Here is a 13,947-nt window from a genome sequence, read left to right as displayed (position 1 = left end):
TAAGAAACGGCGCCACACCTCGTCCCAGCGGCCGAGCCGCCCGACCCCGACCATGATCACGAGGGCGACGACCGTGTACCAGACGTAGCCGGCGATGACAGAACGCACCGTTCCGGGCGGGGCCCAGGACTCGGGCAGCATCGCGAACAGCGGCAGCATCCACCAGCCGCCCAGATAGCCGTTGTAGAGCAGCGACCAGATCAGCCATCCGACGAGGAACGCGATCAGCGCCCCGCTCAGCAGCTGCCGGGCCGGGATCCGCTCGGGCTCCTCCTCCGGCCGCGGCCGGTGTCCGAAGCGCCACACGCCGGGCAGCGCCTCGGGCCGCGGGGTGCGCAGCCAGGTCAGGAACGCGGAGCCGTCCGGCGGCGGGGGCGCGGCCGGTGCCGGGGGCGTGCCGGGCTGCCGGGCGGGCCGCGGCGGCACCGCGGGCACCTCGGGAGGCCCCGCCGGACGCGGCACAGGATTCGCGTGCGTACCCCGCGTGTCCCGCCTGCCGTCGCTGTCCATCGACCCTGCCCCCTGACCAGCCGCTCCGTCCACCATCAGCGAGCCAATCTAACGCCCCGGCAGGGCGAGTTCACCGCTTACGCGGCCGGGCCCGCGCGGACGTGTCCACATGCCGCCGTACGTGCCATCTGTCCACCGCGGACAACCGGCGGCGCGGACAACGCCCACATGGAGCATGCCCACCCCCGGCTCCCGGTCCTAGCCTGCGAAAAAGAAGGCAAGCGTCCGAAAAGATCCACAGGAGCCCCCATGACCGCACTTCCGCAGGAGCGCCGCGTCGTCACCGCCATTCCCGGCCCGAAGTCGCAGGAGTTGCAGGCCCGCCGGACCGCCGCGGTCGCGCAGGGCGTGGGCTCCACGCTGCCCGTCTTCGTCACGCGCGCCGGCGGCGGTGTCATCGAGGACGTCGACGGCAACAGCCTGATCGACTTCGGCTCCGGCATCGCCGTGACCTCCGTCGGCGCCTCCGCCGAGGCCGTCGTACGCAAGGCGTCCGCGCAGCTCGCCGACTTCACCCACACCTGTTTCATGGTCACGCCGTACGAGGGCTACGTCGCCGTCGCCGAGGCGCTGGCCGAGCTGACGCCGGGCGACCACGCCAAGAAGTCGGCCCTGTTCAACAGCGGTGCCGAGGCCGTCGAGAACGCCGTCAAGATCGCCCGCGCGTACACCAAGCGCCAGGCCGTCGTCGTCTTCGACCACGGCTACCACGGCCGCACCAACCTCACCATGGCGCTGACGGCGAAGAACATGCCGTACAAGCACGGCTTCGGTCCGTTCGCGCCCGAGGTGTACCGCGTGCCGGTCGCCTACGGCTACCGCTGGCCGACCGGTCCGGAGAACGCGGGCCCGGAGGCCGCCGCGCAGGCCGTCGACCAGATCGCCAAGCAGGTCGGCGCCGAGAACGTGGCCGCGATCATCATCGAGCCGGTGCTCGGCGAGGGCGGCTTCATCGAGCCGGCCAAGGGCTTCCTGCCCGCGATCCGCCAGTTCGCCGCCGACAACGGCATCGTCTTCGTCGCCGACGAGATCCAGTCCGGCTTCTGCCGCACCGGCCAGTGGTTCGCCTGCGAGGACGAGGGCATCGTCCCCGACCTGATCACGACCGCCAAGGGCATCGCCGGCGGTCTGCCGCTGGCGGCCGTCACCGGCCGCGCCGAGATCATGGACTCCGCCCACGCCGGCGGCCTCGGCGGCACCTACGGCGGCAACCCGGTCGCCTGCGCGGGTGCGCTCGGCGCGATCGAGACGATGAAGGAGCTCGACCTCAACGCGAAGGCGAAGCGGATCGAGGAGGTCATGAAGGCCCGCCTGACCGCCATGGCCGAGAAGTTCGACATCATCGGCGACGTCCGGGGCCGCGGCGCGATGATCGCCGTGGAGCTGGTCAAGGACCGCGCCACCAAGGAGCCGAACCCGGAGGCGACCGCCGCGCTCGCTAAGGCCTGCCACGCCGAGGGCCTGCTGGTCCTGACCTGTGGCACCTACGGCAACGTGCTGCGCTTCCTGCCGCCGCTGGTGATCGGCGAGGACCTGCTGAACGAGGGCCTCGACATCATCGAGCAGGGCTTCGCCCGCGTCTGAGCGGAGCGCCTGAGCGGAGTGCCTGAGCGGAGCGTCCGCGCCCGCCCGGGCTCGCGCGTCCGTGCGGCCCCGCGAACGCCCATCCGAGCTGCGGTTCGCACGCCTGACGCGGCGAACCGCAGAGCGTGTGAAGAACGTGTGCGGGGTGGATGTCAGGACGTCGATGCCTCTGTCCTCGGCCCACCCCCTGTCGTAGGTTCTACGCAGATGAGAGATACACCCCGCCCACGGGGGACCGTGGGCGGATCCCGGGCCGGGGCCTCCCCAGCTTCGACCTGGTCGTGCCTCGCGCACACAACCGGGACCCGAGGGTTCCGGGTCTCCTCACCGATCGGACGGTCGCCCGCCCCACACCCCCCGGGGCGCGCGACGTTCCGGTCAGGACGCCGCCTCGGCACCCGGGTCGGTGGTTCACCGAAGGGCCGGCACACTCCCCCCCTTGTGCCGGCCCTTCGGTGTTGTTTGCCAAGCTGTGTCCCATGCTGCTGCTCGGGGTGCCCGCCCTCCTCTTCGTGCTGATCACCTGGCAGGTCGTCGCCGACGGCCCGCTGGTGGGGCTGGACGAGCGGGTGAGCCGGGCGCTCGTCCACCCGGACCGCTTCTCCGAGCTGCTGGCCGACCTCGGCAATGTGCCGGTCGCCGTGCCCGTCCTCGTCCTGGCCCTCGGGTGCGTCGCGTGGCTCGGACGTGCCAGAGGTGTGGACCGGTGGTGGCTGCCGCCCCTCGCGGGGGCCGCGGCGATGGTGCTGGTGCCGGTGCTGGTCGCGCCGCTGAAGGAGTGGACCGACCGCCCCGGCACCCCGGCGGTGCCGCCGGCCGTCGGCTACTACCCGTCCGGCCACACCGCGACCGCGCTCGTGGCGTACGGCGCGGCGACGCTGCTGCTGCTTCCGCTGCTGCGTACGCCGGCCGCCCGCCGTGTGCTCGTCGCGCTCTGCGCCGTCCTCGTCCTCGGCGTCTCGTACGGGCTGGTCCGCCGGGGCTATCACTGGCCGCTGGACGTGGTGGCCAGCTGGTGCCTGGGGGCGGTCCTGCTGACGGGTGTGTGGCTCGCGCTCAGCCGAAGTACGCGTCGAAGTTCTTCTGGAACTCCCAGTTCGCGTACCGGTCCCAGTTGACCGACCAGGTCATCAGTCCGCGCAGCCCCGGCCAGGTGCCGTGGGTGGTGTACGACCCGCAGTCGGTCTTCTTGGTCAGGCAGTCGAGCGCCTTGTTCACCTCGGCCGGGGAGACGTGGCCGTTGCCGGCGTTGACGGAGGCGGGCATGCCGATGGCGACCTGGTCGGGGCGCAGCGGCGGGAAGACGTTGCCCGTGTCGCCGGCGACGGGGAAGCCGGTGAGCAGCATGTCGGTCATGGCGATGTGGAAGTCGGCGCCGCCCATGGAGTGGTACTGGTTGTCGAGGCCCATGATCGGCCCCGAGTTGTAGTCCTGGACGTGCAGCAGGGTGAGGTCGTCGCGCAGGGCGTGGATGACGGGGAGGTAGGCGCCGCAGCGGGGGTCCTGGCCGCCCCACTTGCCGGTGCCGTAGAACTGGTAGCCGTTCTGCACGAAGAAGGTCTCCGGGGCCATGGTCAGCACGAAGCCGGCGCCGTACTTGGCCTTCAGGGTCTTCAGGGCCGAGATCAGGTTGACGATCACCGGGGTCTTGGGGTTCCTGAAGTCGGTGTCGTCGGCGTTCAGGGACAGCGAGTGGCCCTCAAAGTCGATGTCGAGGCCGTCGAGTCCGTACTCGTCGATGATCTTCGAGACGGAGGAGACGAACGTGTCGCGGGCGGCGGTCGTCGACAGCTGCACCTGGCCGTTCTGGCCGCCGATGGAGATCAGCACCTTCTTGCCGGCCGCCTGCTTGGCCTTGATGGCCGCCTTGAACTCGGCGTCGCTCTCCACGTTCGGGCACTCGGTGACGGGGCAGCGGGTGAAGCGGATGTCGCCGGAGGTGACCGAGGTGGGCTCACCGAAGGCCAGGTCGATGACGTCCCAGCTGTCGGGCACGTCGGCCATGCGGGTGTAGCCGGAGCCGTTGGCGAAGCTCGCGTGGAGGTAGCCGACCAGGGCGTGGGCCGGGAGGCCGGACGAGCCGCCGCCGCCGTCGGGGCGCTGGGCGGTGGTCGCCGTGACCGTGGCCGAACGCGCCGACTCGCCCGCGTCGTTGACGGCCGCGACCTGGAAGGCGTACGCCGTCGAGGGGGTCAGGCCGGTCACGGTGGTGGAGGTGCCGGTGACCGTGCTGACCTTGGCGCCGTCGCGGTAGACGGCGTAGCCGGCCGCACCCGGGACGGGTGACCAGGACAGGGCGACGCCGGAGGAGGTGACGGAGCCGGCGGTCAGACCGGTGGGGGCCGCCGGGGGCTGCCCCGTCTCGCCGCCGGGGCCGGTGAGGGAGATGTCGTCGGCGTGGTAGGCGCCGGTGCCGTACCAGCCGTGGGTGTAGATGGTGACCTGGGTGGTGGACGGGCCGGTGCGGAAGGTGGTCGTCAGGCGCTGCCAGTCGGGGGCGGACTGGGCCCAGGTGGAGACGTCGGTGGTGCCGGTGCCGCTCGCGCCGAGGTAGACGTAGGTGCCGCGGACGTACCCCGACAGCGTGTACGCGGAGTCGGGCCTCACGGTCACCGTCTGCGCGCAGCGGGCGTTGTCGGCGCCGGCCGGGGTGGCCTTCAGGGCGGCGGTGCCGCCGTGCACGGGCGAGGTCACCGTCGTGCCCGCCGTGCAGGTCCAGCCGTCGAGACCGGACTCGAAGCCGCCGTTCCGTGCGAGGTCCGCGTCGGCCGCACGGGCGGCCGACGAGAGCGCGGTCATGCCGGACACGGCGAGTGCCGCGGCGGTGAGCAGGGTGACGAGGGGTCGTCGGGCGAGCGGTCTGAAGCGTTCCACAAGTGCCTCCGGACATGGGGGAGATGGGGAGGGTGGAGCGCGCCCAACTTGGTCCAGACCAATTCGGTTGTCAACCCCTCGCGCGGCTCACCGCCTCTCCTCCCCCGCCGCGAGACCCGCCGCCGCCTCGTGCATCGCCAGTTCGAGGAGCGCGGGGTCGGTGAGGGTGCCGGATCCGTCGGGCGGGATCAGCCAGCGGATGCCGGAGGCCGACAGCCGCCCCGGGTACGGCACGACGATCCAGGTGCCGGGACCTGCCGTCCGGATGCCGGTGCCCAGCCAGCGGGCGGCGGTGCCGGGCGGCACGAGGAACCCCGTGCGCGCGTCGCCGAAGTCGACGAGCACGGGGCCGGGTTGGTCCAGGACGCGGGACAGCACGTCGAGGGTCGGATAGCCGAGCCGGCTCGGCAGGATGAGCACGTCCCAGGCCTTGCCCGCGGGCAGCAGCACGATCCCCTGGGGGTTGCGCTCCCACTCCCGCCGGCACGACTCGGGATCCGGTGCGACGGATGCCAGCCACGCGACCGCCGTCTTCGCACCAGGCATGTGAAGACCTCCCTCTCTCGTAGGACGCGGGGTGCGTCACGAGGGAGAGGGAGGTCTCGGGGCGGCATTACGCGACTTGCCGCGACTCCTTGGGGTGAACCGGGTCACATCCCGGGGCCGGCCGGGTCAGCTGTCGAAGCCCAGACCCAGCTTGTCCATCGTCTTCAGCCACAGGTTGCGCCGGCCGTCCTGGGCGTCGGCGCGGGCCAGCGACCACTTGGTGAGCGCGATGCCGGTCCAGGCGAAGGGCTCGGGCGGGAACGGCAGCGGCTTCCTGCGGACCATCTCCAGTTCGGTGCGCTCGGTGCGCTCCCCCGACAGCAGGTCGAGCATCACCTCGGCACCGAACCGGGTCGCGCCCACACCGAGCCCGGTGTATCCGGCCGCGTAGGCGACCTTGCCCCGGTGCGCGGTGCCGAAGAACGCCGAGAAGCGCGAGCAGGTGTCGATGGCGCCGCCCCAGGCGTGCGTGAAGCGGACGCCCTCCAGCTGCGGGAAGCAGGTGAAGAAGTGTCCGGCGAGCTTGGCGTACGTCTCCGGGCGGTCGTCGTACTCGGCGCGCACCCGGCCGCCGTACGGGTAGATCGCGTCGTAGCCGCCCCACAGGATCCGGTTGTCGGAGGACAGCCGGAAGTAGTGGAACTGGTTGGCGCTGTCCCCGAGGCCCTGCCGGTTCTTCCAGCCGATCGAGGCGAGCTGCGCGTCGCTGAGCGGCTCGGTCATCAGGGCGTAGTCGTAGACCGGGACGGTGTACGAGCGGACCCGCTTGACCAGGTTGGGGAAGACGTTGGTGCCGAGGGCGACCGTGCGGGCGCGGACGCCGCCGTACGGGGTGCGGACGGCCATGCCGGCGCCGTACGGCCTGAGGGTGAGCGCGGGGGTGTTCTCGTAGACGCGCACACCGAGGTCGAGGCAGGCCCGCTTGAGGCCCCAGGCGAGCTTGGCGGGGTTGACCATGGCCACGCCCCGGCGGTCCCACAGACCGGCCCGGAAGGTCGGGGAGTCGACCTGCTCGCGGACCGCGTCGGCGTCCAGGTACTCGACGCCCTCCGCCAGACCCTGGGCGCCGATCTCCTCGTACCAGTCCTTCAGCTCCCTGGCCTGGTACTCCTCGGTCGCGACGTCGATCTCGCCGGTGCGCTCGAACTCGCAGTCGAGGGAGTGGCGGGCGACCGCCGCCTCGATCTCGTCGAGGTTGCGGGCGCCCAGCTCCTCCAGCTTGTGGATCTCGCCGGGCCAGCGGGTGAGGCCGTTGGACAGGCCGTGCGTGAGGGAGGCCGCGCAGAACCCGCCGTTGCGGCCGGAGGCGGCCCAGCCCACCTCGCGGCCCTCCAGCAGCACCACGTCCCGGCCCGGGTCGCGCTCCTTGGCGATCAGCGCGGTCCACAGCCCGCTGTAGCCGCCGCCGACGACCAGCAGGTCGCAGGTGTCGAGGCCGGTGAGGGCGGGCTCGGGACGGGGGCGGCCGGGGTCGTCCAGCCAGTACGGGACCGGCTGGGCGTCGGAGAGGGACTTCGTCCAGTCGTTGCTGCGGCTCATGGCACCAGGGGCCATGATTTCAACTCCCTACGAACTACGGATGTACTGAGGTGCTTTATGCCTTGCGGCGATTTCGGCGGTTGCCGAGGGCCATGGAGACCAGGACGAACAGTACGGCGACGACGAACATGGCCGTACCGACGACATTGATCTGAACGGGCGTTCCGCGCTGGGCCGAGCCCCACACGAACATGGGGAAGGTGACGGTGGAACCCGCGTTGAAATTGGTGATGATGAAATCGTCGAAGGAGAGCGCGAAGGCGAGCAGCGCGCCGGCGGCGATTCCGGGGGCGGCGATCGGCAGGGTGACCCGGACGAAGGTCTGGAAGGGACCGGCGTACAGATCCTGCGCGGCCTGCTCCAGGCGCGGGTCCATCGACATCACGCGGGCCTTGACGGCCGTCACCACGAAGCTGAGGCAGAACATGATGTGGGCGATGAGGATCGTCCAGAAGCCCAGCCGGGCGCCCATGTTGAGGAACAGGGTGAGCAGCGAGGCGGCCATCACGACCTCGGGCATCGCCATCGGCAGGAAGATCAGCGAGTTGATCGCGCCGCGCGCCCGGAAGCGGTAGCGGACCAGCGCGAAGGCGATCGCCGTGCCGAGGGCGGTGGCGCCGAGCGTCGCCCAGAAGGCGAGCTGGAGGCTGAGCGAGAGGGACCCGCAGAGCCCCGCGACCCCGCACGGGTCCTTCCAGGCGTCCGTGGAGAACTGCTGCCATTCGTAGTTGAAGCGCCCGTTCGGTTTGTTGAACGAGAACACCGTGACGATGACGTTGGGCAGCAGGAGATAGGCGAGCGTCAGCAGTCCGGCGATCACGACCAGATTGCGCTTGAACCAGTTGACGAAGGTCATTTAAACCAGATCCTCCGTGCCGGACTTGCGAATGTAGACGGTGACCATGGCGAGAATGGCGGCCATCAGGATGAAGGAGAGCGCCGCGGCCGTCGGATAGTCCAGCACCCGCAGGAACTGGGACTGGATCACGTTGCCGATCATTCCGGTGTCGGCCGAGCCCAGCAGCGAGGCGTTGACGTAGTCGCCGGTGGCCGGGATGAAGGTCAGCAGCGTGCCGGAGACCACGCCCGGCATCGACAGCGGGAAGGTGACCTTGCGGAACACCGTGGAGGGCTTCGCGTAGAGGTCGCCGGCCGCCTCGTGCAGCCGGCCGTCGATGCGCTCCAGGGACGTGTACAGCGGCAGGATCATGAACGGCAGGAAGTTGTACGTCAGACCGCACACCACCGCGAGCGGGGTGGCCAGCACGCGGTCGCCGGACGTCCAGCCGAGCCAGCTCGTGACGTCCAGGACGTGCAGCGTGTTCAGGGCGCCGACGACCGGCCCGCCGTCCGCGAGGATCGTCTTCCAGGCCAGGGTGCGGATCAGGAAGCTGGTGAAGAACGGCGCGATCACCAGGATCATGATCAGGTTGCGCCAGCGGCCCGCCCGGAAGGCGATCAGATAGGCGAGCGGATAACCGAGCAGCAGGCACAGCACGGTCGCGGAGGCCGCGTAGGCGACCGAGCGCAGGAACTGCGGCCAGTACTCGGACAGCGCGTCCCAGTAGGTGGCGAAGTGCCAGGTGACCTTGTAGCCCTCCTCCAGCGAGCCCGTCTGCACGGACGTGGAGGCCTGGTAGACCATCGGCGCGGCGAAGAAGACGATCAGCCACAGGATGCCGGGCAGCAGCAGCCAGTACGGCGTCCAGCGGCCCCTCTTGCGCGGGGGCTTCTTCTCGGGTGCGGCCGGGGACAGCGGCGGTGGCGCCTCGGTGAGGGTGGACATCAGGCGGCCTCCCCCTCGGCGACACCGGCGTCGATGTCCTGGGAGGCGTCCAGACCGAAGGTGTGCGCCGGGTTCCAGTGCAGGACGACGTCGGCGCCGGGGGCGAGCCGGGCGTCGCGGTCGATGTTCTGGGCGTACACCTCGAACTCGGGGCAGGCGGCGCAGTCGATCACGTACTGCGTGGAGACGCCGATGAAGCTGGTGTTGCTGATCTTGCCGGTGATGCGGTTGCGGCCCTCGGGGATGGAGCCGGCGTCGTCGGCGTGGGTGAGGCTGATCTTCTCCGGGCGGACGCCGACCAGGACCTTGCCGCCCGCCTGGGCCGGCGCGGAACATCGGGCGCCGGGCAGGGCCAGCTTGTCGCCGGCCGCCTTGACCACGATGTCGTCGCCGCTGGTGGAGACGACCTCGGCCTCGATGAGGTTGGAGGTGCCGAGGAAGTTGGCGACGAAGGTGGTCCGCGGGTTCTCGTACAGCTCGGCGGGGGCGCCCAGTTGCTCGACGCGGCCACCGTTCATCACGGCGACCTGGTCGGCCATCGTCATGGCCTCCTCCTGGTCGTGCGTGACGTGCACGAAGGTGATGCCGACCTCGGTCTGGATGCGCTTGAGCTCCAGCTGCATCTGGCGGCGCAGCTTGAGGTCGAGGGCGCCGAGGGGCTCGTCCAGGAGCAGCACCTTGGGGTGGTTGATCAGGGCGCGGGCGACGGCGACGCGCTGCTGCTGGCCGCCGGAGAGCTGGTGCGGCTTCTTGCGGGCCTGCTCGCCGAGCTGGACGAGGTCGAGCATGTCCTCGACCTGCTTCTTCACGCTTCTGATGCCGCGCCGGCGCAGGCCGAAGGCGACGTTCTCGAAGATGTCGAGGTGCGGGAAGAGGGCGTAGGACTGGAAGACCGTGTTGACCGGCCGCTTGTACGGGGGGAGCGCGGTCACGTCCTGGTCGCCGAGGTGGACGGTGCCGCTGCTGGGCTCCTCCAGTCCGGCGATCATGCGCAGGGTGGTGGTCTTGCCGCAGCCGGAGGCGCCGAGCAGGGCGAAGAAGGAGCCCTGCGGCACGGTCAGGTCGAGCGGGTGCACGGCGGTGAAGGAGCCGTAGGTCTTGCTGATGCCGGAGAGGCGGACGTCGCCGCCGCGGTCCGTCGCGTCTGTGGTGGTCTTCATCGTCGTCACGCCCCAGTGAGCTTCGCGAACTTTTCTTCGTAGGCCGTCTCTTCCTTCGCGCTCAGGGAGCGGAAGGAGTGGGAGCGGGCCTGCATGGCCTTGTCGGGAATGATCAGCGGGTTGTTCGCCGCGTCCTCGTCGATCTTCGCGAGCTCGTCCTTCACACCGTCGACGGGACAGACGAAGTTGATGTAGGCGGCGAGTTCCGCGGCCGCGCGGGGCTCGTAGTAGTAGTCGATGAGCCGTTCGCCGTTCGTCTTGTGCCGGGCCTTGTTGGGGACCAGCATGTTGTCGCTCGACGTGATGTAGCCGCTGTCCGGGATGACGAAGTCGACGTCGGGGCTGTCCGCCTTGAGCTGGACCACGTCACCGGCCCAGGCCAGACAGGCAGCGAAATCGCCCTTGGTGAGGTCGGACGTGTAGTCGTTGCCGGTGAAGCGGCGTATCTGGCCGCTGTCGACGCCCTTCTGGAGGCGGGCGATCGCCGCGTCGTAGTCGTCGTCGGTGAAGCGGGCCGGGTCCTTGCCCATGTCGAGCAGCATCATGCCCATGGTGTCGCGCATCTCGGTGAGGAAGCCGACGCGGCCCTTGAGCTTCGGGTTGTCGAGCAGGTCGGAGACGGACGTGACCTCTATGCCGTCCAGCGCCTTCTTGTTGTAGGCGATGACGGTCGAGATGCCCTGCCAGGGGTACGAGTAGGCGCGGCCCGGGTCCCAGTCGGGGTTGCGGAACTGCTGGGACAGGTTGGCGAAGGCGTGCGGCAGGTTGGCCGGGTCGAGTTTCTGGACCCAGCCGAGGCGGATCAGCCGCGCGGCCAGCCAGTCGGTGAGCACGATGATGTCGCGGCCCGTCTCCTGGCCGGCGGCGAGCTGCGGCTGGATCTTGCCGAAGAACTCGCTGTTGTCGTTGATGTCCTCCGTGTACGTGACCTGGATGCCGGTGCGTTTCGTGAACGCCTCCAGCGTCGGGTGCCGCCGCCCGCTCTCGTCGACGTCCATGTACTCGGTCCAGTTGGAGAAGGCGACTTTCCTCTCCTTCGCCGAGCGGTCCTGCGAGGAGACGCCGCCCTCGGTCTTGCCGGCCGCGGGGATGCCGCAGGCGCTCAGCGTCCCGAGGCCGCCGACCGCGAGCGCACCGCCGGTGGAGGCGCGCAGCAGCGACCGGCGGGTGAGGGCTGCCCTGCCGTTGGTGAAACTGCGCCGCATGGCGGCCACTTGGGCCGGGGTCAGGCGGTCGGGCTCGTACTGCTCCATGCGCGTGGTTGCCCTTTCGGGTGGGTCGGCCGTGGTCGGCGGCCTGGCGTGATGGCTAGGGGGTGTTGTTTGGATCAGGCCGGCCTTGAGCGACGGTGGCTCTGGGCCGACCCGAGCGGGGCCTGGTGCGTGCAGCTGCAAGGCGGAGGAGGGCGACAACGCGGAGCGTTGGCAACCGACGACAACGCGGCAGATGTGCGTGCCAGGGCCCGCGACGCCGGCAAGATCCAAACGACACCCCCTAACGGTCCCCGAAGACGGTGCGGTGCCAGTCCTTGGCCGCCACCGCGGTGTTGTCGAACATGACGTGCTTGACCTGTGTGTACTCCTCGAAGGAGTACGTGGACATGTCCTTGCCGAAGCCGGACGCCTTGTATCCGCCGTGCGGCATCTCGCTGATGATCGGGATGTGGTCGTTGATCCACACGCAGCCCGCCTTGATCTCGCGGGTGGCGCGGTTCGCCCGGTACACGTCCCGGCTCCACGCGGAGGCGGCCAGCCCGTACGGCGTGTCGTTGGCGAGCCGGATGCCCTCGTCGTCGGTGTCGAAGGGCAGCACGACCAGGACCGGGCCGAAGATCTCGGACTGGACGGCCTCGCTGTCCTGCGCGGCGTCGGCGATGAGGGTCGGCCGGTAGTAGGCCCCTTCCTTGAGGTCGCCCTGCGGTGCCTCGCCGCCGCACACCACGCGCGCGTAGGAGCGGGCCCGGTCGACGAAGCCGGCGACGCGGTCCCGCTGGACGTGGCTGACCAGCGGGCCGAGGTCGGTACCGGGGGCGAAGGGGTCGCCGACGCGGACGGTGTCCATGAGGGCGGCGGTCTTCTCGACGAACGCCTCGTAGAGGGGCCGCTGCACGTACGCGCGCGTGGCGGCGGTGCAGTCCTGGCCGGTGTTGATGAGCGCGCCCGCGACCGCGCCGTTGACGGCGGCGTCGAGGTCGGCGTCGTCGAAGACGAGGAAGGGCGCCTTGCCGCCGAGCTCCAGGTGGAGGCGCTTGACGGTGGCGGTGGCCACCTCGGCGACGCGCTTGCCGACGGCGGTGGACCCGGTGAAGGAGGTCATGGCGACGTCGGGGTGGCCGACCAGGTGCTCACCGGCCTCCTGTCCGGTGCCGGTGACGATGTTGATCACGCCGTCGGGGAGGCCGGCCTCGGTCGCCGCCTGCGCGAACATCAGGGAGGTCAGCGGGGTGATCTCGGCGGGCTTCAGCACGACGGTGTTGCCCGCGGCGATCGCCGGGAGGATCTTCCAGGCGGCCATCTGGAGGGGGTAGTTCCAGGGCGCGATGGACCCGACGACGCCGATCGGCTCGCGGCGCACGTACGAGGTGTGGTCGCCGGAGTACTCCCCCGCCGACTGGCCCTGGAGGTGGCGGGCGGCGCCCGCGAAGAAGGCGGCGTTGTCGACCGTGCCCGGCACGTCGAACTCGCGGGTCAGCTTCAGCGGCTTGCCGCACTGGAGGGACTCGGCGCGGGCGAAGTCCTCGGCGCGGTCGGCGAGCACGGCGGCGAACCGGTGCAGGGCGTCGGAGCGCTCGCCCGGGGTGGCGCCGGCCCAGCCGGGGAACGCCGCCCGCGCGGCGGCGACGGCCGCGTCGACGTCGTCCGCGCCGGCGAGCTCGTAGGTGAGGACGTCCTCGCCGGTCGCCGGGTCGACGACCGTGTGCGTACGGCCGGAGGTGCCCTTCGTCAGACGGCCCGCGATGTACTGCGCGCCGTCCGCGAAGCGCTGCTGGGCCGGGAATCGGTCCGGGGTGGCATTGCCCGGGTTGTGCATGTCGGCTCTCCTCGATGTCCCCGCGATCGGTCTCCGCGACGGGAAGGCCTGACGGGAGTCCCCATGACGGGGCCGGCGTGGCTCAGGCTCGATGTGAGTGCCGATCCTGGCAGAGCACCAGGCCCCCAACAAGTGATTCCGTTGTTGCCATTTGGTTACGCGACGGAATCTGTCGACCAGGTGTCGAGTCGCCACGGAAAAGGACGGACGGAGTGTCAGTGGCGCGTGCCAGACTCGCGTGCATGGAGAGGACCACGGGGGCGGCAGACATGATCGACAGCAGAGAAGCGCTGCTCAGGGAGGTCCGGGCGGGGGCGAGGATCAAGTACCTCTGCTTCTGGGGACACCAGCCGCTTCCGGACGGCCGGATCGGACCGAGCTGTCTCAGCCAGTGGTGGCCGTCGCCCTTCACCGTCGACGGGGTGGAGTACGCGACCGCCGAGCACTGGATGATGGCCGGCAAGGCGCGGCTCTTCGAGGACGCGGAGGCGGAGCGGCGGGTGCTGGCCGCGGGGCATCCGGCGGAGGCGAAGAAGGCGGGACGCCTGGTGCGCGGCTTCGACGAGGCGGTGTGGGAGCGGGAGCGGTTCCGCATCGTCGTCGAGGGCAGCGTGCACAAGTTCGCCGCGGACCCGGCGCTGCGCACGTTCCTCCTGAACACCGGCGACCGGGTCCTGGTGGAGGCCAGCCCGCTGGACCGAGTCTGGGGCATCGGCCTCTCCCCGGACGCGGAGGCCACGACGAACCCGGAGCACTGGCGGGGCCAGAACCTGCTGGGCTTCGCCCTGATGGCAGCACGGGAGCGACTGCGGGCCGCCACCCCGCGCACGTAGCTGCGGACCGCCACCCCGCGCACGCAGCTGCGGGCCGCCTCCCCCGCGTAGCTGCGGGCAATCGTGCCGCTGGGGCGGCACGGGT

At 70.6% G+C, this 13,947-nt stretch carries 11 protein-coding genes and 1 pseudogene; 3 read left to right on the top strand and 9 right to left on the bottom strand.

Annotated features, from left to right (window positions below; genetic code table 11):
• Positions 1-510, bottom strand: a pseudogene (locus GTW67_RS30675) (ATP-binding protein); the annotation flags it as partial.
• A gap of 249 nt (positions 511-759) precedes the next feature.
• Here GTW67_RS30675 and gabT point away from each other — a divergent pair.
• Together gabT and GTW67_RS30665 are read left to right on the top strand one after the other, a co-directional pair.
• A complete protein-coding gene (gabT, locus tag GTW67_RS30670; RefSeq protein ID WP_161168012.1) occupies positions 760-2,094 on the top strand; it encodes a 4-aminobutyrate--2-oxoglutarate transaminase in 1,335 nt (444 codons plus the stop codon).
• A gap of 479 nt (positions 2,095-2,573) precedes the next feature.
• Complete coding sequence (locus GTW67_RS30665; protein WP_161168011.1) at positions 2,574-3,212, top strand: phosphatase PAP2 family protein; 639 nt, start codon at positions 2,574-2,576, stop codon at positions 3,210-3,212.
• Here GTW67_RS30665 and GTW67_RS30660 read toward each other — a convergent pair.
• The 8 genes from GTW67_RS30660 to GTW67_RS30625 all read right to left on the bottom strand — a co-directional run bounded on the left by GTW67_RS30660 (position 3,151) and on the right by GTW67_RS30625 (position 13,029).
• Positions 3,151-4,968, bottom strand: coding sequence for a carbohydrate binding domain-containing protein (locus GTW67_RS30660; RefSeq protein WP_161168010.1), 1,818 nt, complete (start codon positions 4,966-4,968; stop codon positions 3,151-3,153). The two genes, GTW67_RS30665 and GTW67_RS30660, sit on opposite strands and share 62 nt — an antisense overlap.
• A gap of 87 nt (positions 4,969-5,055) precedes the next feature.
• Positions 5,056-5,514, bottom strand: a complete 459-nt coding sequence (locus tag GTW67_RS30655; protein WP_161168009.1) for a hypothetical protein — start codon at positions 5,512-5,514, stop codon at positions 5,056-5,058.
• 126 nt (positions 5,515-5,640) lie between these two features.
• A complete protein-coding gene (locus tag GTW67_RS30650) occupies positions 5,641-7,068 on the bottom strand; it encodes an NAD(P)/FAD-dependent oxidoreductase (RefSeq protein ID WP_161168008.1) in 1,428 nt (475 codons plus the stop codon).
• A gap of 40 nt (positions 7,069-7,108) precedes the next feature.
• Entirely contained in the window at positions 7,109-7,909 is an 801-nt protein-coding gene (locus GTW67_RS30645; RefSeq protein WP_161168007.1) for an ABC transporter permease, read from the bottom strand.
• Complete coding sequence (locus GTW67_RS30640) at positions 7,910-8,839, bottom strand: ABC transporter permease (protein ID WP_161168006.1); 930 nt, start codon at positions 8,837-8,839, stop codon at positions 7,910-7,912.
• Positions 8,839-9,999 (bottom strand): ABC transporter ATP-binding protein, encoded by a 1,161-nt coding sequence (locus tag GTW67_RS30635; RefSeq protein WP_161168005.1) that lies wholly within the window; start codon positions 9,997-9,999, stop codon positions 8,839-8,841. The genes GTW67_RS30640 and GTW67_RS30635 overlap by 1 nt, the downstream gene beginning before the upstream one ends.
• Positions 10,000-10,004: 5 nt before the next feature.
• Positions 10,005-11,252 (bottom strand): polyamine ABC transporter substrate-binding protein, encoded by a 1,248-nt coding sequence (locus tag GTW67_RS30630; RefSeq protein ID WP_161168004.1) that lies wholly within the window; start codon positions 11,250-11,252, stop codon positions 10,005-10,007.
• A 241-nt stretch (positions 11,253-11,493) separates the two neighbouring features.
• Complete coding sequence (locus GTW67_RS30625; protein WP_161168003.1) at positions 11,494-13,029, bottom strand: gamma-aminobutyraldehyde dehydrogenase; 1,536 nt, start codon at positions 13,027-13,029, stop codon at positions 11,494-11,496.
• A 242-nt stretch (positions 13,030-13,271) separates the two neighbouring features.
• On the opposite strand from GTW67_RS30625, the gene ybiA reads away from it, so the two are divergent.
• Positions 13,272-13,862 (top strand): riboflavin biosynthesis intermediates N-glycosidase, encoded by a 591-nt coding sequence (gene ybiA, locus GTW67_RS30620; protein ID WP_237519104.1) that lies wholly within the window; start codon positions 13,272-13,274, stop codon positions 13,860-13,862.
• Positions 13,863-13,947 lie beyond the last annotated feature (85 nt).

This window comes from Streptomyces sp. SID5910, assembly GCF_009862125.1.
Lineage (GTDB): Bacteria > Actinomycetota > Actinomycetes > Streptomycetales > Streptomycetaceae > Streptomyces.
Note: the sequence above shows the minus strand (reverse complement) of the source record. Positions and strands in the feature narration are given on the sequence as shown.